The sequence below is a fragment of the Pseudomonadota bacterium genome (genome assembly GCA_039024915.1).
GTDB lineage: Bacteria > Pseudomonadota > Alphaproteobacteria > Rhizobiales > MH13 > MH13.
This window is the reverse complement of sequence record JBCCPK010000006.1, coordinates 177061-202597: the sequence shown is the minus strand read 5'-3', so window position 1 is coordinate 202597 and position 25537 is coordinate 177061. Positions and strand designations below refer to the sequence as shown.

Here is a 25537-nt window from a genome sequence, read left to right as displayed (position 1 = left end):
GTCGTCGCGAGCTCTATCTCAGGTTCACAGATGCCCGAAAAGCCTCCCCGTTTTCTCATCAAGCTGTCGGGAGAAGCCCTCCAAGGTGACAAGCCCTCCGGCCATGACCCTGAGGTCCTGACACGCATCGCGCGCGAGATCGTTTCTGCCGCCAAAAGCGGGGCGCAGTTGGCGGTTGTCGTGGGAGGCGGCAATGTTATCCGCGGTGCGCGGCTTGCTGCGCAAGGCGGTGACCGTGTGGCCGGCGACCATATGGGCATGCTGGGAACGCTCATAAACGGTATCGCGCTTCGCGAAGCGATAAGGGAGGCTGGTGCCAGCAGTGAGCTTTTCTGCGGTTTTCCCGCACCGACGATGTGTGAGACGTTCTCCCAGCGAGCTGTACTTGCAGCATTGGATGACGGCCAGATTGTGGTTCTTGCTGGCGGTACCGGCAGTCCTTTTTTCACCACCGATACCGGCGCAGCGCTGCGTGGTGTGGAAATCGGTGCCGATGCACTCCTCAAGGCGACACAGGTCGACGGTGTCTATACCTCCGATCCGAAGGTGGACCCTCACGCGAAACGCTATAAGCAGCTGACCTTCGACGAGGCGATCGAACGTGGACTTGCCGTTATGGATACCGCTGCTTTCGCCCTTGCGCGCGACAATGCTCTGCCGATAATCGTGTTTTCGATTCACGATCCAGGCGCCCTACCCAAGGTCGTAACCGGCAACGATGTCGGAACGCGTATCTCGCCCTGAGCGTGGCGTCACCCAATGGCGGGCACGGTCCCGGGTAGCTTTACGGCGTTGCTGCGGACCACAACATAGATGAATGAGGTGACGCGATGAGCGATACAATTGATCTTGGCGACCTCGAGCGCCGCATGACGGGGGCTTTGACCAGCCTGAAAAACGAATTTGGTGGGCTGCGAACAGGTCGGGCGTCTGCGAGCCTTGTCGAGCCTTTGGTGGTCGATGCCTACGGCAGCCAAATGCCGCTTCCACAGCTGGCAACCATTTCTGTGCCGGAGCCGCGGCTGATTTCGATCCAGGTCTGGGACAAGGGCACGCTTATCGCTGTTGAAAAGGCGATCCGCCAATCAAGCCTCGGTCTCAACCCCGTTGTTGATGGCCAAAACATCCGGTTGCCGATCCCTGAGCTGAACGAAGAGCGGCGGACCGAACTGGCGAAAGTCGCACAAAAATATGCCGAACAGGCTCGCGTTGCGATCCGGCATGTTCGGCGTGACGGCCTTGATCAGGTGAAGAAAAGCGATGATTTGTCTGAAGACGAGCAGCGCAACATGTCTGATCGGATTCAGAAATTAACCGACAAATATGTTGGTGAGGTCGACACCATGACCAGCGCGAAAGAATCGGAGATTATGCAGGTCTAAATTTGGTCGTTATCGCCGCCCAACAGTCCTAACGCTTTGGACACCCTTCGCTGCTAACTCTCTCCAAACGGCCCGGCTCTGGGCGCAAATGACGGTTCCCCGCACAATGAACAAGCCGATCGTTTTGCCCGTTGAAAAGGCGCGCCTTCTGAACAGCAGTGGCTGTTCACGATTGCCTTGCCACATCGGCATCATCATGGATGGAAACGGTCGCTGGGCGGCGGCGCGGGGCTTGCCGCGTGCAGAAGGGCACCGGAAAGGCGTCGAGGCCCTGCGGCGGATTGTACGCGCGTTCAAGGACCGCGGGATTGATCACCTGACGCTGTTTGCGTTCTCATCGGAGAATTGGAAGCGCCCCGCGGGCGAAGTTCGCGATTTGATGCGGTTGTTGCGGGTGTTTATCGAACGCGATCTGGCAGAACTCAAATCGAATGGCGTCCGGGTGCGGATCCTCGGTGAACGCCAATCCCTGCAGCCAGATATTCTGGCTTTGCTCGAACGGGCGGAACGGGAAACGCAGGACCAGACCGCGCAAAACCTCTATATCGCTTTCAACTACGGCGGGCGCGACGAAATTGTTAGGGCCGCTCGGCGGATGGCGGAACAAGTCGCACGCGGGGAGTTGCGGCCCGAAGACATATGCGAACAACAGTTTGCAGGCTCGCTTGATACAGGCGGCATACCGGACCCAGATCTGATCATTCGCACGAGCGGTGAAATGCGCCTTTCGAATTTTTTGCTTTGGCAGGGCGCTTACTCCGAGCTGGTATTCACCCCCTGTCTCTGGCCGGATTTTGACGAGACGGCCCTTGAGCAGGCGCTTGCAGACTACGCCAGTCGAGCGCGTCGGTTTGGTGGGCGGCCCGAGGAGGTTTCGGTCGATTTGCCTTTGCGTAAGGTAGCCGGGGCTTAGCTTCTGCGAGAGCGTGGGCGCTTAGGCCTGCTGGCTGACTCGCCAAAGCAGCCAATTCCTTCTATTCCAGCGTCGCATGACGGCCAGCCCACGAACCCCGAACACCTCCGGTCGCCGCCGGATGCGTCGTCCCGAGTTTTCCCCGATGACCGAGCTGGCCAAGCGGGTCGTCTCAGGAATCCTGTTGATCGTTCTTGCCCTTGTCATTAGCTGGGCTGGCGGGCTGTTGGCCGTGCTTGCAGTGGCACTGCTGGGTCTGTTTGTTTTGGTTGAATGGGAGCGATTGACGGGCCTGACATCGCAGAGGCGCATTGTTGTCGGTGCGGCCCTTGTGATCCTTGCTGGGCTACTGGCCCATTTTGTCGGACCCGAAGTCGCGGTCGTCCTTGCAACCGGGCTGCTTTTCCTGGCTTTGGCGAGCGCACTGTTGGAGAGCAAACGCCGGTGGTCACTCACTGGGATTGCCTACGCGGTCTGGCTGGTCGTTTCCCTCGTCAGCCTCAGAGGCCACGACAGCGGCGGGCTTTCAGCTTTACTTTTGGTCTTTGTTGCCGTTTGGGCGACGGATATTGCGGCGTATTTCGGTGGCCGAGCGATTGGCGGCCCGAAGCTTATGCCCCAGGTTTCTCCCAACAAAACATGGGCGGGCGCACTGTGTGGGGTCGCGGCGACCGTCCTCCTGTGCGTCGGTTACCTCGTCTGGGCGGATGCTTTGGTCACTCAAGCGGCCACCCATGGCAGAACGACTACTATTGCTCTGGTGATGGCCGCATTGCTCGCCGCATCGCTTAGCATTGTCGCCCAGGCGGGCGATCTGTTTGAATCGGGTCTCAAGCGGAAGTTTGGTGTGAAGGACAGCGGCAGCATTTTACCAGGCCACGGAGGCTTCATGGATCGGGTAGACGGTCTCGTTTTCGCAAGTACCGCCGCTTTTCTTCTTGGATTGGCGCGCAAGGGTGATGGAACAGTGGCCCAGGGCCTGCTGACTTGGGGCGTCGCTTGATGACGCCTGTCCAAAGCAGCCGAAGAGATGGACAGGCCAAGCGGCTGTGTTTGCTCGGTGCGACTGGATCCATCGGCGACAGCGTTTGCGACATTGTCGAGGATAACCGCCGCTCTTTTTCTATCGAGACCGTCGCGGCACATTCCAACGTCGATAAGCTTGCGTATCGTGCAAAATCACTGGGTGCGCGCCGAGCGATCATTGCCGATCACGCATCTTTCTCCTCCCTGAAAACCGCGTTGTCTGGGACTGGGATCGACGTTCAAGCTGGACCCGAAGCGATCATTGCTGCGGCGAGGGAGCCGGCGGATATTGTCGTCTCGGCCATGGTTGGCGCAGCTGGCATGCGGCCCAGCATGGCTGCCGTCGAAGCTGGTAATACGCTAGCACTCGCCAATAAGGAGGCCCTTGTGTGCGCGGGTCATCTGATGATGGATGCCGCGGAGCGCAACGAGGTCACAATCCTGCCGCTCGATTCGGAACACAATGCCCTGTTTCAGGTTTTTGAGGCGAGGAACTTTGGGGCCATCGACAAGGTTACTTTGACAGCTTCAGGAGGGCCTTTTCGAGCGTGGTCGAAGGCGCAAATCGAAGGGGCAACCCTCAATGACGCGCTCAATCATCCCAATTGGACGATGGGTCAGAAGGTGACCATCGATTCGGCCAGCCTTGCCAATAAGGGTCTGGAGGTGATCGAGGCGCATCATTTGTTTGCGCTTCCGCATGGCCAGATTGATGTTGTCGTGCATCCACAATCCATCGTCCACGGTATGGTGCATTACTCCGATGGCTCGGTGCTTGCGCAGCTGGGCATGCCAGACATGAGAACACCGATTGCGGCGGCCCTGTCCTGGCCCGGCCGGTGCGAAGCGCCGCGGGTGGAGCGCCTCGATTTGGCTGCCATCGCAAAGCTGACCTTTGAGCCGCCTGATCTGGAGCGCTTTCCGATGCTGCGCATGGCGTTTGAGGCGATCGAGCAGGGCGGCATGCTGCCGGCTGTCTATAACGCCGCTAACGAAGTTTGTGTGGAGGCTTTCATTGCGGGAAGACTAGCTTTCCATCAAATTGCCACCATTGTTGCCATGACGTTTGACGAGGCACATAAGGGCTCGTCGACGCTGACCGCGCGGGCGCGAGCGATTGAGGATGTGGAAGCCGCAGACCGGCTCGGTAGAGGATTTGCTAACGCTATGATTGGGAAGCTTTTGTCCGGCACGCGCACAATGTCGTACACTTAAGCATAGCTTAACGAACCTTATCGATATCTAAACATCGCGTGACGCGAAATCAGGACGACTGAGAATGGAATTGCTTGCCGGTAGCGGCGCCTTCATCATTGGGATTGTGGTCCCCTTTCTGTTTGTGCTGACGATCGTCGTCTTTTTTCACGAGCTGGGGCATTTTGCGGTCGCGCGGTGGTGCGGTGTTGGCGTGAAGGCCTTTTCTGTCGGTTTTGGGCCGGAATTATTCGGTTGGACCGACCGGTGTGGGACGCGTTGGAAATTCTGCGCAATTCCGCTCGGCGGTTACGTCAAATTCGAGGGCGATGAGAATGTCGCCAGCGTGCCGGATCAGCAAAGCCTCAAGTCCATGACCGGCGACGCCAGAGCACGAGCGTTCCATCTCAAGCCGGTTTGGCAGAGGGCCGCCGTCGTGGTGGCAGGGCCATTGGCCAACTTCATTCTGGCAATTGTGATCTTCGGTGCGATCTTCTTTACGCTTGGCGAGCGGGTCACCGTGCCGCGCGTTGATGAAGTCCAGCCCGGTTCCGCTGCAGCAGAGGCGGGGCTGCTGCCCGGCGATATCATTGTATCGATCGAGGGTGAGGCGATTGAGAGCTTCGCCGGTATACAGCGCATCGTCACGTTCTCGGCCGAGCGCCCGCTCGATTTCACAATTGATCGGGACAACGAGCTGATTGACGTGATCATCACGCCGCAGCGTCGTGAGATGGACGATGGTTTCGGCAATATTCAGCGTATTGGTGTCATCGGCATTGTCCACGCCCCAAGCGAAACCGACACGCGCGTCATAGAATATGGTCCGATCGGCGCCACCGTTCGCGCAGCGGAGCAAACGGGAACCGTCATCACTCAGTCGCTGACCTATATCGGTCGTATTTTGGTTGGGCAGGAACCGCCCGACCAGCTTTCAGGGCCCGTTCGCGTGGCGAAACTGTCTGGCGACGTCGCGACGTTGGGTATCTTGCCGTTACTGCAGCTTGCCGCGATCATTTCGGTTTCGATTGGTCTCGTGAATCTGTTTCCCATCCCGATGCTCGATGGCGGTCATTTAATGTTTTACGCCATTGAGGCGCTGAGAGGCCGACCGTTAAGCGAGCGTAGTCAAGAGTTGGGCTTTCGCTTCGGCCTTGCGATGGTGATGGGGTTGATGGTGTTTGCGACATGGAACGATATCGTCAATCTGATGCGTTAACACCGCTGTGTGGAAGGGTGAATCGACCGTTGCGTCAGTGCAACGAGATGATAGAAAGGCGCGGGTTTTCCGTGCCTTGTGTGGGAATTTCTGGTCTGCGGCTTGCTTGGGCAAACGCGACCGGTAGAACAAATGCGTAATAAAATTGCGACTCGCTGAGTCGTAGGCGTAGCGCTTAATGGTCTTGAAGCTTGTGCATCGAGGCTAGCGCTCAAAGGGTTTCTGATGGTGTTGAACCGGTTTGGTCTGAGTGTTTGCTTGGCGCTAGCTTTTGTGGCGCTACCTTTAGGCCTCAAGACACAGCCCCACGGGGTGAGCATTGAAGTGGCAGCCGCAGAGGCAGCTACGGTGTCCCGCATCAATGTTGTTGGTAATCAGCGTATCGATGAGGCAACGATCCTCTCCTACATCACGGTAACGCCAGGGCGTTCGTTCACTGCGGGCGACCTCAATGATTCACACCGGTCCTTGTCGGCCACAGGATTGTTTTCCTCTATACGCCTTGAGCGCTCCGGGAACGTCCTCGTCGTAACCGTCGTGGAGAATGCAATCGTTCGCCAGGTGGTTTTCGAGGGCAACCGGCGTATTGACGACAGTGCGCTGCGCACTGTTGTGCAGCTAGAGCCTCGGAGGGTCATTTCAGAGTCTGCTATCCAATCGGACACGCAACGTATTCTCGAATCTTACCGCCGCAACGGGCGCTTTGCTGCGCGCGTTGAGCCCAAATTGATCGATGTTGGGGACAACCGCGTCGATCTGGTTTTCGAGATTGAAGAAGATGAGCGCACAACAGTGTCGCGCATCACCTTCATTGGTAATCAGGCGTTCAGCGACGGTAAGCTGCGCAGCACGATTTCCACTGAACAGCGGACCTTGCTGTCGTTCCTGTCGGCATCGGATTTTTATGATCCTGACCGGTTGGATGCTGATCGTGAGCTATTGCGCAGGTTCTATCTCGATGAAGGCTACGCTGATTTTCGCGTTGTTTCTGCTGTTGCCGAGCTGGATCGTGAGCAAAATGTCTTTTTCATCACCTTCACGGTAGATGAAGGACCACGGTACGATTTCGGCGCCATCGAAATCGACTCGTCGCTTCGCGAGTTGGATATTGAGAGCCTTTATCGCGTAATAGAGACGCGGCCCGGACAGGTTTATGACGCTAGCGCCGTGGAGCGCTCGGTCGAGGCCCTGACTTTGGAAGTGTCTCGATTTGGCTACGCGTTTGCTACCGTTCGGCCGCGCGGTGAACGCAACGTTGCCGACGGTACGCTCGATGTCACCTACTTCATTGACGAGGGCGTACGGACCTACGTTGAGCGCATTAACATCACCGGCAACACGCGCACCCGGGATTATGTCATTCGGCGTGAATTCGATTTTGCTGAAGGCGATCCCTTCAATCGCGTTCTCGTTGACCGAGGGGAGCGCAGGCTCAACAATCTGCAGTTTTTTGAGCGCGTCCGCATAACGACCGCGCAGGGATCTGCGCCTGATCGGGTCGTGCTAAACGTCCAGGTCGTGGAGCGGTCGACTGGGGATTTCTCCTTCGGTGCGGGCTACTCAACGTCTTCAGGTTTCACCGCTGAGATTTCTATCACGGAGCGTAACTTCCTCGGGCGCGGTCAGTTTGTTCGCGCCGCAATCGGGGGTGGTCTTGATGATAATCGCAGCTACGAGTTTGCCTTTACCGAACCGTTCTTCCTCGGTCGGCGTTTAGCGGCAGGTTTTGATCTGTATCGCAGAGAGTCCGGGGAGGCGCTTGATACGGTTTATACAACCGTCGCTACGGGCGGGGCATTGCGTCTCGTGGCTCCGGTTACCAATAACCTGACGTTCGGTGTCGCATACACGCTCGATTCCTCAGAGTTTGACCTTGAGGCAACGAACGCGAATGTTTCTGCTGCGGTTGAACAGTTGGTGGGTGCGCCGTTCGGTCGACCAACGGTTGCTGACCGGGCAAGGTCCTACAACAATGACAGGATTACCTCGAGCCTCGCATGGACTTTGACCTACGACACGGTTGATAACCGCACCGTGCCGCGTGACGGATACTTTGCTGTGTTGCGGCAGGCGGTTGCTGGTGTGGGCGGTGATGCCGAATACGTCCGGACCACTCTTGATGCACGGGCGTACCGCACGCTTTCGAGTGATTTTGACTTGGTGGGTAGCGTTCGTGTTCAAGCCGGTAACGTATGGTCGTGGGACGACGACAACCTCCTCCTGACGGATGCGTTCTATCAGGGTCCGAATCTTGTACGCGGGTTTGAGAATATTGGTCCGCGCGATCAGTTGACCGGGGATCAGCTTGGCGGAACGACTTATGCGGGCATTTCGGCCGAGCTGAATTTCCCCTTTCCGCTCATTCCTGAACCTTTTGGTTTGCGGGGTGCGGTGTTCGCGGACGCCGGCACGTTGTTCGGGACGGTCGGCAGCGTTGATATTCTGGAGCAGAATGGTCTCGTTGTTGTCGTTGATGATGAAGCTATCCGTTCATCTGTGGGTGCGAGTGTCATTTGGCAATCGCCTTTCGGACCGCTCCGTGCTGACTACGCGTTCATCTTGAGCGATGGCACGGGCGATGAGGAGCAAGCGTTCCGCTTCAGTGGCGGTACGCGCTTCTAAGGAGCATTTTTGTCCTCATCTAAGCGTATGAAATGACAAAACGGGCGCCATTTTGGCGCCCGTTTCTGTTGGTGACAGTGCATGCTTGTATGACGGGAGCCACATGGCTCCGGTGACCGCTACGATGCGTCATATGACTTGATGTGTACAGACTGTCGCAGGCGGGTGACGCGCTTACGCATCGGGCCTATAGACTCAATTTGAGTTTCCGGGGCATCACTGCTCGAGCCCCAAAAGGTATGTGGTTTCGTCAGCAATGTCCGACAGTCCGGCGTTTTTCCCTCCAATCCAGAGCTTTACAGCGTCACAATTGGCGCAGGTGCTTGGCCTCGATATGGTGAACGCCTCGACCTGTGAGGCGACCACCTTCACGGGTGTTGCGCCGCTCGAAGATGCTGGCCAAGGTCAACTCACATTCCTCGATAACAAGAAGTATGTGCCTCACTTGGAAGCGAGCCAAGCTGGTTGCGTCATATTGGGCGCGCGTTACCTCGATGCGCTCCCTGAGGAAACGATCGGTTTAATCTCGACTGAGCCGTATCGGGATTTCGCGAAGGCGGCTGCCTTGCTTTTCCCTGCGGGAACCGCGCTACGTGGCGCTATCCTTGAGGCTGGGATTTCGCCGGACGCCTCCATTCATCCTGACGCCGATATCGAGGATGGTGCAACCGTTGAGGCCGGCGCTGTCATCGGGAGCGGTGCAGCAGTCGGCGCTGGGGCGATCATCTGTGCGGGTGCTGTCATCGGCCATCACTGCCAAATTGGCCGGGGCAGCTACATCGGCCCGCGTGCCAGCGTTCAGCACACGCTTATGGGGGATCGTTGCATCGTCCATTCGGGCGTCTGTCTCGGTCAAGATGGTTTCGGCTTCGCAATGGGTCCCCAAGGGCATCTGAAGGTCCCGCAATTGGGACGTGTCATTGTCCAAGACGATGTTGAAATAGGTGCGGGCACGTGTATCGACCGGGGTACCAATCGCGACACCATGATTGGCGAGGGGACCAAGATCGATAATCTTGTGCAGATCGGTCACAACGTGCAGGTCGGACGGCATTGCGTCATTGTTGGACAGGTTGGGATAGCGGGGTCGACGACGCTTGAGGACTTTGTTGTGCTTGGCGGTCAGGTTGGCGTTGCCGGTCATTTGCGCATTGGAATGGGCGCGCAGATCGCCGGGTCGTCAAATATCAAAGACGACGTACCGCCTGGTGCCAGATGGGCTGGAACGCCAGCCAAGCCTGCGCGCACCTTTTTCCGCGAGTTGGCCGCCATCAAGCGTCTCGCAGAACGTTAGACATGAGCGCGCCACGTGCGATAGAAAAGGCACCCCTCAACCCGTTCACGATCTTTGATGGCCGGCACGAAACCGGTGAAACCGATCGTGCCGAGCAAAATGTAGATATCCGCAGATAAATTTGAAGGCCATCGCCTGCAATGACCGACCCAATCACGAAGCTTGAAACCCTTGATATTCAACAGATTTTGGCCAGCATGCCACATCGTTACCCGTTCCTGCTGGTGGATCGGATTGTCGATATCCGCAGTGATGAATTCGGTATCGGAATCAAAAACGTCACGGTGAACGAGCCACACTTTATGGGGCACTTTCCCGGTAATCCGATCATGCCCGGTGTCTTGATTGTCGAGGGGATTGCGCAAACCGCCGGTGCACTATGCATCGCGGCGCTGCCACCGAGGGAAAAGACCCCGCTGGTGTACTTCATGACAATTGATGAAACCAAATTCCGCAAGCCAGTCGTGCCAGGAGATCGGCTAGAATACCATGTAACCAAGTTGCGACGCAGGGGCGCCATCTCCAAGTACTCGGCGGAGGCATTGGTCGACGGAACAAAGGTCGCGCAGACCGTCATCAGCGCGATGATCGTCGATCAGGACGCCGCCGAATGAGCACGGTCATCCATCCGACCGCCATCGTTGAAGACGGTGCCAGTCTTGGCGAAGGGGTCTCAATTGGACCCTTCTGTGTCGTTGGGCCGGACGTTGAACTTGGTGATCACGTCAAGCTTGAGAGCCATGTTGTGGTGGCCGGGCGAACGAATATCGGCGCGGGCGGCCATCTGTTCCCTTTCGCTTCGATCGGCCATCGCCCCCAGGATCTGAAGTACCATGGTGAGCCATCCACGCTCGAGATCGGTACCCATGCGATGATCCGCGAATATGTGACCGTTCAACCAGGTACCGAACATGGTGGTATGCACACACAAGTCGGCAGTCACTGTCTGTTGATGGCCTCGTCCCACGTTGCGCATGACTGCACCGTGGGTGACCATGTGATCTTGGGTAACAACGCCATGATTGCGGGGCACTGCAAGATTGAGGATCATGTGATCGTCAGTGGAGGATCCGGCCTGCACCAGTATGTCCGGATTGGTGAGCACGCCTTCATCGGCGGCATGACGGGCGTGGAAAACGACGTCATTCCATTTGGGATGGTGATCGGCAATCGCGGATCGCTCAGCGGTCTCAATGTTATTGGCCTGCGTCGGCGCGGCTTTGACCGTGACGAGATCCATACGATACGAAAAGCGTACAGGCTCTTGTTCTCCAACGAGGGAACACTGGCAGAGCGCCTCGACGATGTGTCGAAGATGTTCCCGGACAGTCCAAGTGTGACCAGAGTGCTGGACTTTATTCAGTCACGAAGTGACAGAGCTTTGTGTTTGCCCGATAGCGTTGACGGGCCGGCCTGATGTCGCCGTCCCATGATGGGCCTGATAATACAGCCTCATGACCGTGGAGCAGACCGGAGCCAATCACAGCGAAAGCACGGGGATCGCGATCCTTGCTGGCGGCGGATCATTGCCTGTTGAAGCCGCCCATGCTGCCAGAGCTGCTGGCCATCGGGTTCTCATGATTGCCCTTGCGGATGAAGCTGACCTTGATCCGCTCGATGACAGCTTCACCAAGGAGCGCGTCGCTTGGGGCCAGTTCGGCACACTCTTCAAGTTGCTGGATACATATGGCGCAAGCCGGTTGGTCATCGTCGGCAGTATCACGAAACGCCCAGAATTTGGTGATGTCAAACTGGATTGGGGCGCTGTTCAGCTGCTTCCAAAATTGACCGCTATCCTATTTGGTGGCGGCGACACCGTGCTTCTCGACCGACTGGCGAAGCTGTTTTCCGACCGCGGGGTCGTTCTCGCTGGCGTCCATGAGATCGCACCCGATCTTGTGGCTGGCGTCGGACATTTGGCTGGCCCCAAGCCAAGTTCCGCATTGATGGAGGACGCCGAAAAAGCTGCGCATGCGGCGTGGACGGCAGGTGCCATCGATCTGGGGCAGGGCGCAATAGCTGCTGGTGGTCGGTTGATCGCCATGGAGGGCGCAGAAGGTACCGACGGTCTTCTAGAGCGGACCGCGCACATGCGTTCAGCGAAGCGCTTCAGCATACAAGGAAAAGTCGGAGCCATTGCAAAGTGTCCGCGACCCGATCAGGACTTGCGGCTTGATATGCCTGCGATCGGGCCCAAAACGGTTGTTGGCGCTACGCGGGCTGGCTTACATGCGATTGTCGTCGAAGCCGGCAAAGTCCTGGTTTCCCTTAAGGGCGAGACGATGGAAGCGTGTGTCGAACACGGCGTTAGCCTCATCGGTCTTCAGCGCGCAGACTTTGTGCCTCCCGGCCGTACCGACAAGCTGCAATGAGCCAGCCGTTGGTCAACACCGGTGAACCGAAACGCATCTTCTTTGTCATAGGGGAAGCTTCCGGTGATCAGCTTGGGGCCTCGCTGGTTGACAGCTTACGGGCGCGCTTTGGTGGTGAGATCGCGTTTGAGGGGCTCGCGGGCGATTTGCTTCAGGCTCGCGGCGTCCAAACGGTCTTCGACATTGAAGACATCGCCGTTATGGGGCTTGGCCCTGTGATTGCCCGCCTGCCGACGATCCTTCGGCGGCTGCGAACCACCGTCGAGGCTATTGTGAGCGCCAAGCCCGACCTCGTAGTGGTCATCGATAGCCCGGACTTCTGCCATCGCGTCGCCAAGCGCGTGCGGGCGCGCGACGCGTCAATTCCGATTGTCGGCTGGGTGTCCCCTTCGGTCTGGGCATGGCGACCTTCGCGCGCGATCAAGATGCGCGCCTATATCGATCATCTGCTGGTTCTGCTGCCGTTTGAAGTTGAAACGCATGCCGAACTGGGCGGTCCGCCAGCGACGTATGTGGGACATCCTCTTGTGAGCCAACAGGGGGCATTGGCATCGGCCGAAGACATGGAGCAGCGTCAGGCAAGCCCGGTGCTGCTCGTCCTTCCCGGTAGCCGCAAGGGCGAGATCACGCGCCACATGCAGATATTCGGGCAAACCGTTGAGCGGGCGTCTGGCTTGGTTGAGCAAATGGGCAGCCAAATGCCGCCAATTGTTCTGCCAACCATCGAAAAGCACGCTCATCTTGTTCAAAGCCTCGCAGCCTCCTGGCAGGTCCCGACCACCGTTGTTGCCGACCACCAAGGCAAGAAAGATGCGTTCGCTCGCGGGCACGCAGCGCTTGCCGCGTCGGGTACTGTTACGCTTGAACTTGCCCTCAAGAAAGTTCCGATGATCGTGGTCTATCGGCTCGACTGGCTCGCAAGCCGCTTCCGGTTCCTGATCAAGGTCTGGACCATTGTCTTGCCCAACTTGATCATCGGACGGCCAGTCATCCGTGAGTATGTCGAGGAGTTCGCGAGGCCCGAAATCTTGGCTCGGGGACTTGCATCGCTGATTGTGGAAACGCCGGAACGGCTCGCCCAGTTGGCCGCGTTCGAGGAATTGTCGACGATCATGCAGGCGAAGGGCGATGCCGACTTTGGTCCTGCCGACCGCGCAGCGGATGTTGTCGCAAATCAGCTTGGGCTGTCGTAGCCATTAAAAGGGCCGGTCCCGAAGGGCCGGCCCGCTGGCGTTGCAAGTGATGGGTCGTCGCTATTTGCGCCGCGACATCGGAATGTAGTCGCGTTGGACCTGCCCGGTGTAAAGTTGGCGTGGCCGACCGATGCGCTGCTGTGGATCCTCGACCATTTCTTTCCATTGAGCGATCCAGCCGACTGTGCGTGCGAGCGCGAACAGCACGGTGAACATGTTGGTGTTGAACCCCAGTGCCTTGAGCGTGATACCCGAATAGAAGTCGATGTTCGGGTACAGCTTCTTGTCGATGAAATATTCGTCGGTCAGCGCGATCTGCTCGAGCTCCATTGCCACTTCCAGCAAGGGGTCATCGGTAATGCCAAGCTCGCCAAGCACCTCGTGGCAGGTTTTCTGCATGATCTTGGCGCGCGGGTCATAGTTCTTGTAGACCCGATGGCCAAAGCCCATGAGCCGGAACGGATCGTCCTTGTCCTTTGCGCGGGCAACATATGTTGAGATGTTCTCTACCGAGCCGATCTCCGCCAGCATATTGAGCGCCGCTTCGTTGGCTCCGCCGTGCGCCGGTCCCCAAAGGCAGGCAATACCCGCTGCGATACAGGCAAAGGGGTTCGCACCCGACGAGCCGGCCAGCCTGACTGTCGAGGTCGACGCGTTTTGCTCATGGTCGGCGTGCAGGATGAAAATACGTTCCATCGCACGGGCGAGCACAGGATTGACCTTGTACTCCTCGCACGGCACCGCAAAGCACATGTGCAGGAAGTTTGCCGCGTAATCGAGGTCGTTGCGCGGATAGATGAACGGCTGACCAATCGAATATTTCAGGGCCATTGCTGCGATGGTTGGCATCTTTGCAATCATCCGCAAGGAGGCAACCATCCGCTGGTGCGGGTCTGAGATGTCGGTTGAATCGTGATAAAACGCCGATAACGCGCCCACGACGCCGCACATGATGGCCATCGGGTGGGCGTCGCGCCGGAAGCCGGTAAAAAACCGCGACATCTGTTCATGGATCATCGTGTGATGGGTCACACGGCTGTCGAAGTCTGCCTTCTGCGCCGGCGTCGGCAACTCGCCGTAGAGCAGCAGATAACAGGTTTCGAGGAAGTCGCCATGTTCGGCCAACTGATCGATGGGATAGCCGCGATGCAGCAGAACACCCTTATCTCCATCGATGTAGGTGATCTGAGATTCGCACGAACCAGTCGATGTGAAGCCCGGATCATAGGTAAACGCGCCGGTATTGGCGTAGAGCTTCGAGATGTCGATCACGTCGGGGCCGATCGTCCCCGCGCGTACCGGAAAATCGATGTTCTTGCCTTCCACGCTTAGGCTAGCCGCCTTATCGGACATGGTGGGTCCCCCTTGCTGATGTTGAGGACCGACCGGCGCCCCCTATGGCGCCCTTTGTCCGGCTCATCGACAACGATTTCTGCCGTGCCTTTTGCGCCGCACAATAACGGTCCATTCCCGACAGGAGGTAGCGCATGGGCGCTGGCGCCACAAGCCGCCAAAGGGTTGAGACGAGATGCGATACGCACCAGTACTATCGGTGAAAACTCGTATAAATTCAGAGGTTTGTCAGTTATTCGGCTAGATCAACTGATCGGCGATCCTCGCCAGACTTTCCCCGCGGTCCAGCGCCACGAGAACATCGTAGATGCCGGGACTTGTCTTGCTGCCTGTGAGCGCAGCGCGAAGTGGTTGTGCAATTGCACCGAGCTTAACGCCTGCCTTCTCGGCATACGCCTTCAAAGCAGTTTCGAGGGTTTCCCGATCCCAGGTTTCGAGCGCACTCAAAGTTGCATGCAAGCCTTTCAGTCCAGTGCGCGCTCCTTCTGTCAGGAGCCCTGCGGCCTTTTCGTCCATCGGCAACGGTCTGGTGGCAAACAGGAAAGCAGCGCTGTCGACAAGTTCGATCAACGTACGTGCGCGTTCGCGCAAACCATCGAACGCTAGGTCCAATCGCTCTGCATTTTGCTCTGTCATGGGCCAGGGCATGCGCGCCCGGTTAGGTAAATGCGATAAACTGCGATGCAGTTCGACCTTGAGGCTCTCAGCTTCCAGGGACCGCATATAATGGGCGTTGAGTGCCGTGAGCTTTTGCACATCAAAGCGCGCCGCCGACTTTCCCATTCCATCGAAGCCAAACCAGCTGATGGCCTGTTCATCGGAGAAAATTTCGTCGTCGCCATGGGCCCAGCCAAGCCGAGCGAGGTAATTCCGGAGGGTGTGCGGCAAATAGCCATCGGCGCGATACGCTTCTGCGCCGACTGCCCCATGGCGTTTGGAGAGTTTCGCGCCGTCCGGGCCGTGAATGAGCGGTATATGGGCGAAAACCGGACGCTCCCACCCCATTGCATCGTAGATGATCGATTGGCGGGCGGCATTGGTGAGGTGGTCGTCTCCGCGGATCACGTGGGTGACCCCCATATCGTGGTCATCGACAACCACTGCCAGCATGTAAGTGGGGGTTCCGTCCGAGCGCAGGATGATAAAATCATCGAGATCCTTATTGGGTGTTCGAACGAGGCCTTGAACCTGATCATCGATTGCGGTCTCGCCATCTTGTGGAGCCTTGATCCTGACGGCGAAAGGCGTCCCCTCCGGAGCGTCGCCGGGATCGCGATCGCGCCACCGCCCGTCGTAACGTGGAGGCCGGCCCTCAGCGCGGGCCAATTCCCGCATCGCCGTAAGCTCTTCCGCGCTCGCAAAGCACTTGTAGGCTTTTCCTGCGGCCAGCAGTTCCTGCGCAACGCTGGCATGCCTGTCTTGCTGCTGAGACTGAAAAACGACCTCTCCGTCATGATGAAGGCCGAGCCAATCAAGGCTGTCCCGGATGGCTTCGATGGCTTCCGGTGTGCTGCGCGCACGATCGGTATCCTCAATGCGCAGCCTCATCACGCCACCGGTCGACTTTGCGTAAAGCCAGTTGAACAGGGCCGTCCTGGCGCCTCCAATGTGAAGAAAACCGGTAGGCGAGGGCGCAAAGCGCGTCACAACGGACGAAGGTGCAGATGAAGCCATTGGGAAAGTGCCGAGCCTGTGCAAAAGTAAAGGTAAGTTGACGCAGCGCTGTGGTCGACCGGCTTGGCAATGCGGCAACCGGCTTGTCCGCGTCTTGATGCGCTGCCTGTAACACGGGGCTGCTGTCGATCAAGTGTTGTCGGTCGGCGATGGCTGAGGTGGGTCGACGTAATCGGCGAGGAGCATGGCAGCAAACCAGACCCGCGCACGTCAGATGTCCGACGCTTCTTCGGATGCATCTGTCAGACCGCCTTCAAGCGAAAGGCCGGTCGCAGATCTCGTCTTTGATGAAGACTATGCCAGCCCTTGGCCTCGCCAAACGTTCGCGCAGAAATGCTTCGAAGGGGTGTTGGCGGCGGTTGATGCAAGCCTATCGCGCGGAAACGGGATTGGCTGGTTGGCGGTGGCGCTCGGAACGGGGATTAGCGTCTATTATGCGCTGGCTTATGAGCCGAAGCTGTGGGCGACAATCGGCGTCGCCCTTGCGCTAGCCGTTGCGGCGTGGCGGCTCAGAAATGGAGCCGCTTTCACCGCTGCCTTGGCCGCCGCGATGGTTGTTGCCGGTGTTGCCCTGGCCGGCCTGCATACCTGGCTGGCGGATGCGCCGCAGATCCTTGAAGAAGACGTCATGCGCGTGGAAGGGCGTGTTGAGAGTGTCGAGCAGCGCCAGCCCAATCGCGCGCGGCTTGTTCTGCGCGATCTCACGCTTGAGGACCGAACACCCGAACAGACACCGAGGCGGATACGCATCACCGCCCTGGCCGAACCAGGTGACATTCAGGCTGGACAGACCATCAGCGCGTTGGTGCAACTGGGACCCCCACCGGAACCTGTGATGCCTGGTGCTCGTAACCTCCGGCGCGAACTCTTTCTGCGGGGGATTGGGGCAACGGGCTTTACCTACGGCCGTCCCGAAGTTCTCGAGGCAGCGAGCGGCAGCGATCCGCGGCTCACCTTGAGAGCACAGGTTCAGCGCCTGCGCTCTGGGCTGGCGGAACGCTACACGCAGCAGGTCTCAGGTGACGCCGGAATCCTGGTCGCAACTCTGCTGGTCGGCAAACGCGAGGGTTTGCCGGAAGACACTTATGAGGCGCTGCGGCGGGCGGGTTTGGCGCACCTGCTCGCGATCTCCGGCATGCACATGGCGCTTATGACCTTCTCGGCCATCATGCTGGTCCAGATCGTTCTCGCCTTCAGCCCAAACCTATCGACCTCCCAGAATGCAGTGCGGCTATCGGCGATCGCTGCACTCGCTTTGGCGGCTGGTTATCTGGTGCTGTCGGGCGCCGGAACGGCGACGCAGCGCGCGTTCGTGATGATAGCTTTGGCGTTGACTGCGTTGATGCTTGGCCGGCGCGCGCTGACCATTCGAGCGGTGGCGTTGGCGGCGATCTGCGTCATGGTCATAAAGCCCCACAGCATTCTGGGGCCGAGCTTTCAGATGTCCTTTGCGGCAACCACGGCATTGGTGGCGGGCTATGCCGGTCTGAGCAGGTCGCCGTTCGTCTGGCGTATGCGCTCAGCGTCAAACAGCCTTGCGCCCGCCGCGCGTTGGACCATGACGCCTTTTCGCGCTTTGCTTGGCATAGCCCTGACGTCTCTTATCGCGGGACTGGCAACAGCTCCGTTTGCGGCGTTCCACTTTTCCGCCGCAGCCCCACATAGCCTGGTGGGCAATCTTCTCGCTATGCCGATCGTTTCGCTCATCGTCATGCCGGCTGGGCTGCTGACACTGCTGGCGACGCCTTTCGCTCTGGAAGCTGTGCCACTTTGGCTTATGGCAAACGGGATCAATGGTATTCTCGCTATCGCACATGAAATTGCCCAATGGCCGAGCGCGCGCCTTGCGGTTCCCGCGCTCCACAGTGGCGCAGTTATTGCGCTGGCGGTATCAGGGCTCTGCGCCGCGCTGCTTGCCGGAAGCCATCGGTGGGTGGCGGTGGTGCCTTTAGCCGTCACGTTGCCGCTTACCGGTATTTTTCTTCCGACCCCGGACGTGTTGATTGACCGGACCGGTTCAATGGTGGCGCTTGTTCGCCATCTGGATCAAGGGACTGTTATAGATCGAACGCCAGGCCGGGGGCAGCGATTTGCGTTTGAACGGTGGCAGGAACGGCTCGCCGCGCCGCCAGCCGGCGTTGGCGCGGGTGGCAGTTTGTGGTCGTGCGATGATTTGGGCTGCGTTGCGGACCTGCCCAGCGGTGGACTGATAGGGTATGCGAAGACCGCAGCGGCGCTTCAGGAAGACTGTCGCGTGGTGGACGTCATGATTACGACACTGCGTGACACAGGCGGCTGTGTCGCGCCGCTAGTTGTCAGTGCGGCAACGCTAGAGCAGCACGGTGCCGTTGCTCTGGTCCGTCAGGCCGACCCCGATGCGCTTTGGCGCGTCTGGCAGAGCTTCCAGCAACGCCATAGGCCTTGGCAAGAAATCGCTTCGTCACCTCAGCGGGACTAGCCGCCAGACACGATGGGGCCGAACAGTCGCTCGGCTTCGGTCCGCAGCGCGATATCGACCTCGTGAAGCGTCACCGGAAGGCCCAAATCCACAAGGCTTGTCACACCGTGATCGGCCACGCCGCACGGTACGATCCCGCTGAAGTGCTCGAGCTCGGGTTCCACGTTGATCGCGATTCCGTGGAATGAAACACCCTTACGCACCCGTATCCCCAGCGCTGCTATTTTGTCTTCGCTCACCCCACCTTTGGCGGCTTTGCCCTTTTCAGGCCTTTGAACCCATACGCCGACCCGGTCCTCACGACGCTCCCCCCGAACGTTAAACCGTTCAAGTGTTGCGATGATCCAGTCTTCCAGCGCTGCAACAAAAGCCCGGACATCCCCACCGCGTTGGGTCAGGTTGACCATGATATACGCGACCCTCTGCCCGGGTCCGTGATAGGTGTACTGGCCGCCGCGCCCCGTTTTGAAGACGGGAAAGCGGTCCGGATCCACAAGATCTTCGGGCTGCGCGCTGGTACCTCCCGTGTATAGCGGCGGATGTTCCAGCAGCCAGATCAATTCTCGCGCTTCACCAGCAGCGATCGCCGCAACGCGTGCATCCATCTCAGCTAACGCCGTCTCATAGGGCACGGCGTCGTCGCTCACCCGCCACTCAATTGAGCGATCGGCAAGGCGGAGTTCACTGCGGCGCGCGCCCAGCGCTTCCCGAGCGATTGGCTGCTTGATCGTGGATCTCTTTGGGGTGTGCAACATGCTCCCACAAGCTCTCCAAACGGGTTCGTTTAAGGCGCTGTTAACCGCGTTGCCACAGTGTGCCGACATGTCATGTGACTGGTCTGGGGCCGGTCATCAAGTGGTACAAGTACGAGACCAATTCGCTGATGAGCAATCCTGTCGAGCGTATCTCCGTTGATATCGCCGTTGAACTTGGTGCGGCAAATATGCCGGTGCATCAGCTGCTTCGTATGGGGCGCGGGGCGGTAATCGAGCTGGAGACACTGGAAAACGAGCACGTCGTTGTCCTGGCCAACGGCGCGCAGATTGCTGAAGGCGAGGTTGTCGTATCGGGCGAATCGATTGCGGTATCAATCACGCAGCTGGGCAAGCGAGAAATCTAGCTGACCTGATATCGCCGGTTTTTTATTGGCGGCACTTGAGCGCCAGGCGTCGCTTTGTTATGTGCGCCGCTGGCTTAGCCAACAATTTGCGGTCGTGGCGGAATTGGTAGACGCGCAGCGTTGAGGTCGCTGTCCGGTAACACGGGTGGAAGTTCGAGTCTTCTCGACCGCACCACATAAAAATGCTCTTGGCCTTACCGCCTCACGCTGGCGGCTTAGGCGCGTCAGTCGCCGAGCGCGATGCCTTCGCGTCTCGGGTCTGCCCCGCCGATAAGGCCGTCCCCGGTGACGACGATGGCGTGGAGCCCGGACGTCAGGCCGCGCGCATTGACCTCATAACCCAACGCTTCGAGATCGGCAGTCAGGTCCTCAGCGGCTGTGCCTTCCTCAACATCGTAGGTGCCGAAACGGTTCACCAGATGCGGCATAGCGATGGCCTCCTGGATATCCATGCCCCAGGTCAGATGGGCGATAATTGTTTTGGCCACATAGCCGATGATCCTGCTGCCGCCCGGTGACCCGATGACCAGGACCGGCTCGCCTTCTTGCATGACAATTGTCGGTGACATGGACGAGCGCGGCCGCTTGCCCGGTTCCAACCGGTTGGCAATCGGGAGGCCGTCGCTGTGGGTTCGGAAGGAAAAGTCGGTCAGCTCGTTATTGAGGAGAAATCCGCCCGGCGCCATCAAGCGTGAACCGAAGCCATTCTCGATCGTTGTCGTCATGGACAGGGCGTTGCCGTCTTGATCGACGATTGAGATGTGGCTGGTGGAAGGCAGTTCGAGCGATTCATCGTCCGCCCAAAGGCTTGCGTGGCTCCAGGATGGGTTGCCCGGTTCGACCTCTGGTAGCGCCATATCCGTGTCAAGAAGCTGCGCGCGCTGCTCAAGATAGACAGGATCGACCAGGCCTTCGGTCGGCATGGGCACAAAATCGCTGTCAGCCATGTACCGGCCACGGTCGGCGAAGGCGAGCCGCGACGCATCCCCTATGATCCGCCAAGCGCCAGCGCTGTCGGGTATGAAATTTTCAAGGTCGTACCATTCCGCCATGCCGAGGATTTGGCCAACGGTCAAAGCTCCCGATGAGGGTGGACCCATTCCGCAAACATCATATCCGGTGTAGCCAGCGCAGACCGCGGGCCGCTCGATGACGCGGTAAAGGTCGAGATCGGTCAAGCTAAGATGGCCGGGGTTGCCCTCAGCCGAGCGGACCGTGGAGACGATGCCTTCAGCAATCTCGCCAGCGTAGAAGGCATCTGTCCCGTCCGCCGCTATCGCGCGCAAGGTCTCGGCATAGGCGGGATTGGTCAGGGTGCTTCCTTCGGCGATCGGCTCGCCGCCGGGTAGAAAATAGGCTGCGGTCGCCGGGAAGCGGCTCAAACGGTCCTGATCGCCCGCAACCGAACTGGCTAGGCGCGGTGAAACGGTAAAGCCGTCTTCCGCCAGTGCAATGGCTGCATCGAACAGGTCACCCCAATTGGCGCGGCCCCACCGGCGATGGGCATCTTCCATCAGGGCCGGCGTGCCGGGTGTGCCGACAGAGAGCCCGCCAACCACCGCATCGAAAAAGCCAAGCGGCTCACCGCCGTCGGTCTGAAACATGGTGGGGCGTGCTGCCAAGGGTGCGGTCTCACGCCCATCGAGGGTCGTCAGTTCGCCCGATGCGGCGTCGTACCAAACCAGAAAAGCGCCGCCGCCGAGCCCTGACGATTGCGGTTCGACGAGCCCAAGAACCGCTTGCACGGCAACCATAGCGTCCGCAGCCGTTCCTCCGGCGCGCAGAACCGCCGCGCCGGCTTCGACGGCCAGTGGATTTGCGGCTGAGACCATCCAATTGTCTGCGGTGACGGACTGACCGGCTGCCTTGGCTTCCTGGGCGGCCTGCGCGGCAGCCGAAAGCTCGGTCAGTGTGCCGGCACCTGCGCCTTCAGGGGCGACGGCGTCTGCCGCTTCTTGTGCCAGGGCGGTTGAGCAGGCGAGCACGAATGCAGCTGCGATGATCTGAGGACGCATAGCAGAACCTTCCACTTTGTTTGCCGGCACAGTGTGACAATCGGCAGTGGGTTCTGACAAGAGAAAAGGTGTGGGTTGCCTTTTTACCGCTTCGCCAGCGGAGCGTTAGATGTCTCGCGGGCGCTAGGCGGCCTCGCTCTCCTGGCTGCGTGCAATCAAATCGATGCCCATCTGCGCCATGAGATCATTGTAGTCGAGTAAAACCCAGTTCTCCATGATTTTGCCGTCAGCGCAGCGGTAGAAATCCATCACGCGTAATGTGAGGGGGCGACCATCACCCTTCACACCGAGATATTCGCCCTGAAAGGTCATGGTCATCGATGGCCAGCCGGAGATGGCGGCATAATTGCCGTCACCAATTCGGCAGAAATGGTTCCCACCTTTGCGGTCTGGGAAGGCTCTTAGAAACGCTTCGCGATGGTCTTTGACAAAGCCCTCCCAAAGGTAATTTGAGCCGATCCCAGCGGGGCCGTACCACAGCATGTCTTCGTGCCAGTAGCCATGGGCGCCTGTTTGATTGGTGGACGAAAAGTTCGTTGGATCAAATTTGTGCAGGTCAGCCAACATACCCTCAACGATGTCTAGTGATTGACTGCCAAGCTCAGGTCCACCTTCCGGCAAAACGCCATCGTGTGTTGCCGGACCTGGGAACATGGTCTCAAGGCCGTAAGACATGCCAAAGGGATCGAGACCGGCCTGCCGCATCATATCGGGCACATCAATGATGATCCGTGCCTTGGTGATCTTGCCGCCATCGAGCCGGTAAAACTCGCCGGAACGCAACATCATCATGTGGTTGGACGGCCGGATGCCCAGAAACGGTGCATCGAAGTTCCCCAGATAGTGGGTCACGGACGCAACCCAGCGACCGCCTTCCTCCCGCCGGTTGTCGCCTCCGATAAAAACTTCATCACGTCGCTGCAGGCGGGTGAGCGCACTGCGAAGCGGTCGAATGAAGCCTTCGAGCACAGCCTTCGGGCCGACCAACTGGTTGATCGGGTGCGAAACATCCCAGACGCAATCGGCGTCGAGATGCTCAGCCACCAAATCATCGAGTACGCTTTCCGGGGCGCGGATAAGAGTATTGAGAAAGGTATGTGTCGCTGCGCGATAGTCGGACATGGGGAACTTTTCGGAAGACGATATAACGGGCTTCGGGATGACGTGTCGCAGGCGTGTTCTAGCGCCGCTTTGCATTGGTATTCAATTCACCTCTTGCCATGCTTTGGATTGTGGTGAAAGCTACTGTTGCGGCGCACATAACTTTGGCCTTGCCGCTAGGGGGAACGTGTATGGCAGAGATCGTCCTGCGCAATGTCTGCAAACGATGGGGATCGTTTGTTGGTGTTGATAACTTCGATTTGACAATCGGCGACCGTGAATTTCTCGTCCTTCTGGGTCCATCGGGTTGCGGCAAGACAACCACCATGCGGATGATTGCGGGTCTTGAAGACGCAACCTCCGGGGATATCGAGATTGCTGGCGAGCGGGTGAATGACCTCGACCCCAAGGATCGCGACATTTCGATGGTGTTCCAAAGCTACGCGCTTTACCCGAATATGAATGTTTACGAGAACATCCGCTTTCCCTTGAAGGTTCGGAAGATACCACAGGACGAGCACGACGCGCGGGTGCGCAAAGCGAGCGCGATGGTCGAGCTGGATGAATTCTTGCACCGTCGGCCGGCCGAGCTTTCTGGCGGTCAGCGGCAGCGCGTCGCTTTGGCCCGTGCAATCGTTCGCCAGCCAAACGTCTTCCTTATGGACGAGCCGTTATCGAACCTCGACGCGAAACTGCGGGTCTCGACCCGCGCGCAGATCAAAAACCTCAGCCACGAGTTGGCGGTTACCACCGTCTACGTCACCCATGACCAAATCGAGGCGATGACGCTGGCCGATCGTGTCGTGGTGATGAAGAAGGGCGTCGTCCAACAGGTGGGCACCCCGACCGATATTTACGACAATCCAGCCAACACGTTCGTTGCCAGCTTCATTGGCAACCCAGCCATGAACCTCATCGAAGGGTCCGTTTCAGGCGGAGTTTTCACGGCGGAAAACGTTGAAATCGGCGGCCTTTCCGCGCCCGATGGTGCCGTTACTTTGGGCTTCCGCGCCGAAGACGCGACAGTTGTGGAATCTGGCGGCCAGATCAACGCCCCCATCTACACGCTCGAGCTCTTGGGCGACGCCACCATGGTCACGGTCCGCATCGGCGGCGCCCTGGTCAGCGTGCGGGCGGACAAAAACTTTTCAGCGGCCATCGACGAAACGGTTTCGATCGCTGTGCCGGACAACATTTGCCATGTTTTCGATGGCGATAGCGGTGAGCGCGTACGCGCTTAAAACGATAAGGCTCGCCTGCCGCCGCGTATGGCGCGTGGGCAAGTTGATAAAGCAGGGCGTGCACAAAAGTCGCTTCGCCGATCCAATACGAGGGAGAACCTAATGAACGTCAAGACACTCGCCCTATCAGCCGCAATGGTCGGTTTGATGGCGCCAGCTGCCTATGCACAAAGCTGCGGGCCCGAAGGGCAATCCGTGCGCATTCTGGCAAACGACTTTCCAGCCATCCAGGCGGTGGTAGGCGCTGCGGAGGAGGCCTGCGCCTCCAGCGCGTCGGAATTCGTTCGCAACCATACAAATGAGTCGCGCAATATCATGAATGCCGCTCTCACGCCGGACCCGGCAGAGTACACAGGCGTGGTGGTTGCGAACGCGACGCTGACGCAGCTGATGAATGACGGTTTGCTTCGGCCGCTCAACGATTTGGTGGCCGAGTATGGCGAGAATATTCCGTCGAACCTGCAGATTTCCATCGGCGGCGACGTGATGGCGATTGCCTTTATGGCCAACTCGCAGCACCTGTATGTTCGGACCGATGTGCTTGAAGAGGCGGGCGTTTCGGACATCCCGACCACGTATGGAGAGTTGATCGCTGCGGCTGAGGCCATCCGTGAGGCTGGCATCATGGAACACCCTATCGTGATCAACGCACAAGTTGGCTGGAACCTCGCTGAGCTGTTCAACACGGTCTACATGGCCCACGGCGGTCAGTTTTTCGAGCCCGGGTCTGCTGTGCCGTCCATCAACAGCGAGGCCGGTGTTGCAACGCTGGAAACCATGGCTGCGCTGGCTGAGTTCGCCAACCCTGACTATCTGAGTCAGGCGTCAAACGAGACGCAAGCGACTTGGGAAGCAGGTCAGGCGGCCCTTGGGCTCATGTGGGGCTCGCGTGGCAATGCTCTTCTTGACGATGAAGGCTCAACAGCCGACATCACAGGCAGCACTGTGCTTGCAGCTGCACCGGTGGTAGAGGGCGTCGGCATCCCCGGCGCGACCTTGTGGTGGGATGGCTTCACCATCGCAGCCAATGTGCCCGATGAAGAAGCGGAAGCATCGTTTGCCGCCCTCGCCACCGCGCTCAACCCTGAAATGGTGATGGCGAATAATGATGATGCGGTGTGGCTGCTGGAAGGTTTCGAACCGGGTCCAGCGGCTGCAGGCGTGGCTGCCACTGCGCAAGCCGGCGCCCGGCCATACCCGATGGTTCCGCAGATGGGTCTGTTGCACACCGCGCTGGGCAACGAGCTTTCTGACTTTATGCAGGGCACGGAATCAGCCGAGCAGGCACTGGCTGACGTTGAGGCTGCCTACACGACGGCTGCGACTGAACAAGGTTTCCTCGAGTAAGCCTTGCTGCATC

21 protein-coding genes and 1 tRNA gene are annotated in these 25537 nt (G+C 58.8%); 17 read left to right on the top strand and 5 right to left on the bottom strand.

All coding sequences use genetic code 11. The annotated features are described in order from the left end of the window. Window positions 1–30: 30 nt before the first annotated feature. From pyrH to AAF739_13340, 12 genes are all read left to right on the top strand, one after another. Window positions 31–744 carry a UMP kinase gene (gene pyrH, locus AAF739_13395; GenBank protein MEM6383665.1) on the top strand — a complete coding sequence of 238 codons (714 nt, stop codon included), beginning with the start codon at window positions 31–33 and terminating at the stop codon, window positions 742–744. Window positions 745–830: 86 nt separating this feature from the next. Beyond that, window positions 831–1382: a ribosome recycling factor gene (gene frr / locus AAF739_13390; GenBank protein ID MEM6383664.1), complete on the top strand. Its 552-nt coding sequence runs from the start codon at window positions 831–833 to the stop codon at window positions 1380–1382. Window positions 1383–1488: 106 nt separating this feature from the next. Beyond that, window positions 1489–2295, top strand: coding sequence for an isoprenyl transferase (locus tag AAF739_13385; GenBank protein MEM6383663.1), 807 nt, complete (start codon window positions 1489–1491; stop codon window positions 2293–2295). Window positions 2296–2371: 76 nt separating this feature from the next. Beyond that, window positions 2372–3298, top strand: a complete 927-nt coding sequence (locus tag AAF739_13380; protein ID MEM6383662.1) for a phosphatidate cytidylyltransferase — start codon at window positions 2372–2374, stop codon at window positions 3296–3298. Continuing rightward, window positions 3298–4536, top strand: a complete 1239-nt coding sequence (gene dxr, locus AAF739_13375; protein ID MEM6383661.1) for a 1-deoxy-D-xylulose-5-phosphate reductoisomerase — start codon at window positions 3298–3300, stop codon at window positions 4534–4536. Before AAF739_13380 ends, dxr begins: the two co-directional genes overlap by 1 nt. A gap of 64 nt (window positions 4537–4600) precedes the next feature. Beyond that, on the top strand, window positions 4601–5734 hold the full coding sequence (gene rseP, locus AAF739_13370) for an RIP metalloprotease RseP (GenBank protein MEM6383660.1): 1134 nt from the start codon (window positions 4601–4603) through the stop codon (window positions 5732–5734). A 225-nt stretch (window positions 5735–5959) separates the two neighbouring features. Next, on the top strand, window positions 5960–8356 hold the full coding sequence (gene bamA, locus AAF739_13365) for an outer membrane protein assembly factor BamA (GenBank protein MEM6383659.1): 2397 nt from the start codon (window positions 5960–5962) through the stop codon (window positions 8354–8356). A gap of 256 nt (window positions 8357–8612) precedes the next feature. Beyond that, window positions 8613–9650: a UDP-3-O-(3-hydroxymyristoyl)glucosamine N-acyltransferase gene (lpxD, locus tag AAF739_13360; GenBank protein MEM6383658.1), complete on the top strand. Its 1038-nt coding sequence runs from the start codon at window positions 8613–8615 to the stop codon at window positions 9648–9650. Between the two features lie 140 nt (window positions 9651–9790). After that, entirely contained in the window at window positions 9791–10264 is a 474-nt protein-coding gene (gene fabZ, locus AAF739_13355; GenBank protein MEM6383657.1) for a 3-hydroxyacyl-ACP dehydratase FabZ, read from the top strand. Beyond that, window positions 10261–11067, top strand: coding sequence for an acyl-ACP--UDP-N-acetylglucosamine O-acyltransferase (gene lpxA / locus AAF739_13350; GenBank protein ID MEM6383656.1), 807 nt, complete (start codon window positions 10261–10263; stop codon window positions 11065–11067). Before fabZ ends, lpxA begins: the two co-directional genes overlap by 4 nt. Window positions 11068–11104: 37 nt before the next feature. Beyond that, window positions 11105–12022, top strand: coding sequence for a UDP-2,3-diacylglucosamine diphosphatase LpxI (lpxI, locus tag AAF739_13345; protein ID MEM6383655.1), 918 nt, complete (start codon window positions 11105–11107; stop codon window positions 12020–12022). Further along, complete coding sequence (locus AAF739_13340) at window positions 12019–13215, top strand: lipid-A-disaccharide synthase (protein MEM6383654.1); 1197 nt, start codon at window positions 12019–12021, stop codon at window positions 13213–13215. Before lpxI ends, AAF739_13340 begins: the two co-directional genes overlap by 4 nt. A gap of 60 nt (window positions 13216–13275) precedes the next feature. Here AAF739_13340 and gltA read toward each other — a convergent pair whose 3' ends face one another. Beyond that, the gene (gene gltA / locus AAF739_13335; protein MEM6383653.1) at window positions 13276–14568 is read right to left on the bottom strand and encodes a citrate synthase; all 1293 of its coding nucleotides are present in this window, start codon (window positions 14566–14568) and stop codon (window positions 13276–13278) included. Window positions 14569–14808: 240 nt separating this feature from the next. Next, window positions 14809–16242: a glutamate--tRNA ligase gene (gltX, locus tag AAF739_13330; protein ID MEM6383652.1), complete on the bottom strand. Its 1434-nt coding sequence runs from the start codon at window positions 16240–16242 to the stop codon at window positions 14809–14811. Between the two features lie 184 nt (window positions 16243–16426). Here gltX and AAF739_13325 point away from each other — a divergent pair, with 184 nt between their 5' ends. After that, entirely contained in the window at window positions 16427–18700 is a 2274-nt protein-coding gene (locus AAF739_13325; GenBank protein ID MEM6383651.1) for a ComEC/Rec2 family competence protein, read from the top strand. On the opposite strand, the gene lipB is transcribed toward AAF739_13325, so the two are convergent. Continuing rightward, complete coding sequence (gene lipB / locus AAF739_13320; protein ID MEM6383650.1) at window positions 18697–19455, bottom strand: lipoyl(octanoyl) transferase LipB; 759 nt, start codon at window positions 19453–19455, stop codon at window positions 18697–18699. The two genes, AAF739_13325 and lipB, sit on opposite strands and share 4 nt — an antisense overlap. A gap of 74 nt (window positions 19456–19529) precedes the next feature. Here lipB and AAF739_13315 point away from each other — a divergent pair, with 74 nt between their 5' ends. Continuing rightward, a complete protein-coding gene (locus AAF739_13315; GenBank protein MEM6383649.1) occupies window positions 19530–19820 on the top strand; it encodes a FliM/FliN family flagellar motor switch protein in 291 nt (96 codons plus the stop codon). Between the two features lie 88 nt (window positions 19821–19908). Beyond that, a tRNA-Leu gene (locus tag AAF739_13310) sits at window positions 19909–19995 on the top strand. A gap of 49 nt (window positions 19996–20044) precedes the next feature. Here AAF739_13310 and ggt read toward each other — a convergent pair. Then, the gene (gene ggt, locus AAF739_13305; protein ID MEM6383648.1) at window positions 20045–21835 is read right to left on the bottom strand and encodes a gamma-glutamyltransferase; all 1791 of its coding nucleotides are present in this window, start codon (window positions 21833–21835) and stop codon (window positions 20045–20047) included. Between the two features lie 123 nt (window positions 21836–21958). Continuing rightward, a complete protein-coding gene (locus tag AAF739_13300) occupies window positions 21959–22957 on the bottom strand; it encodes an ester cyclase (protein MEM6383647.1) in 999 nt (332 codons plus the stop codon). Between the two features lie 170 nt (window positions 22958–23127). On the opposite strand from AAF739_13300, the gene ugpC reads away from it, so the two are divergent. Next, window positions 23128–24177 carry a sn-glycerol-3-phosphate ABC transporter ATP-binding protein UgpC gene (gene ugpC / locus AAF739_13295; protein ID MEM6383646.1) on the top strand — a complete coding sequence of 350 codons (1050 nt, stop codon included), beginning with the start codon at window positions 23128–23130 and terminating at the stop codon, window positions 24175–24177. A 102-nt stretch (window positions 24178–24279) separates the two neighbouring features. Beyond that, window positions 24280–25524 carry an extracellular solute-binding protein gene (locus tag AAF739_13290; GenBank protein MEM6383645.1) on the top strand — a complete coding sequence of 415 codons (1245 nt, stop codon included), beginning with the start codon at window positions 24280–24282 and terminating at the stop codon, window positions 25522–25524. Window positions 25525–25537: the final 13 nt, after the last annotated feature.

Coding starts and splice junctions, on each gene's coding strand:
- pyrH (MEM6383665.1), top strand. CDS start 31: ATGCCCGAAAAGCCTCCCCGTTTTCTCATCAAGCTGTCGGGAGAAGCC.
- frr (MEM6383664.1), top strand. CDS start 831: ATGAGCGATACAATTGATCTTGGCGACCTCGAGCGCCGCATGACGGGG.
- AAF739_13385 (MEM6383663.1), top strand. CDS start 1,489: ATGAACAAGCCGATCGTTTTGCCCGTTGAAAAGGCGCGCCTTCTGAAC.
- AAF739_13380 (MEM6383662.1), top strand. CDS start 2,372: ATGACGGCCAGCCCACGAACCCCGAACACCTCCGGTCGCCGCCGGATG.
- dxr (MEM6383661.1), top strand. CDS start 3,298: ATGACGCCTGTCCAAAGCAGCCGAAGAGATGGACAGGCCAAGCGGCTG.
- rseP (MEM6383660.1), top strand. CDS start 4,601: ATGGAATTGCTTGCCGGTAGCGGCGCCTTCATCATTGGGATTGTGGTC.
- bamA (MEM6383659.1), top strand. CDS start 5,960: ATGGTGTTGAACCGGTTTGGTCTGAGTGTTTGCTTGGCGCTAGCTTTT.
- lpxD (MEM6383658.1), top strand. CDS start 8,613: ATGTCCGACAGTCCGGCGTTTTTCCCTCCAATCCAGAGCTTTACAGCG.
- fabZ (MEM6383657.1), top strand. CDS start 9,791: ATGACCGACCCAATCACGAAGCTTGAAACCCTTGATATTCAACAGATT.
- lpxA (MEM6383656.1), top strand. CDS start 10,261: ATGAGCACGGTCATCCATCCGACCGCCATCGTTGAAGACGGTGCCAGT.
- lpxI (MEM6383655.1), top strand. CDS start 11,105: ATGACCGTGGAGCAGACCGGAGCCAATCACAGCGAAAGCACGGGGATC.
- AAF739_13340 (MEM6383654.1), top strand. CDS start 12,019: ATGAGCCAGCCGTTGGTCAACACCGGTGAACCGAAACGCATCTTCTTT.
- gltA (MEM6383653.1), bottom strand. CDS start 14,568: ATGTCCGATAAGGCGGCTAGCCTAAGCGTGGAAGGCAAGAACATCGAT.
- gltX (MEM6383652.1), bottom strand. CDS start 16,242: ATGGCTTCATCTGCACCTTCGTCCGTTGTGACGCGCTTTGCGCCCTCG.
- AAF739_13325 (MEM6383651.1), top strand. CDS start 16,427: ATGGCAGCAAACCAGACCCGCGCACGTCAGATGTCCGACGCTTCTTCG.
- lipB (MEM6383650.1), bottom strand. CDS start 19,455: ATGTTGCACACCCCAAAGAGATCCACGATCAAGCAGCCAATCGCTCGG.
- ggt (MEM6383648.1), bottom strand. CDS start 21,835: ATGCGTCCTCAGATCATCGCAGCTGCATTCGTGCTCGCCTGCTCAACC.
- AAF739_13300 (MEM6383647.1), bottom strand. CDS start 22,957: ATGTCCGACTATCGCGCAGCGACACATACCTTTCTCAATACTCTTATC.
- ugpC (MEM6383646.1), top strand. CDS start 23,128: ATGGCAGAGATCGTCCTGCGCAATGTCTGCAAACGATGGGGATCGTTT.
- AAF739_13290 (MEM6383645.1), top strand. CDS start 24,280: ATGAACGTCAAGACACTCGCCCTATCAGCCGCAATGGTCGGTTTGATG.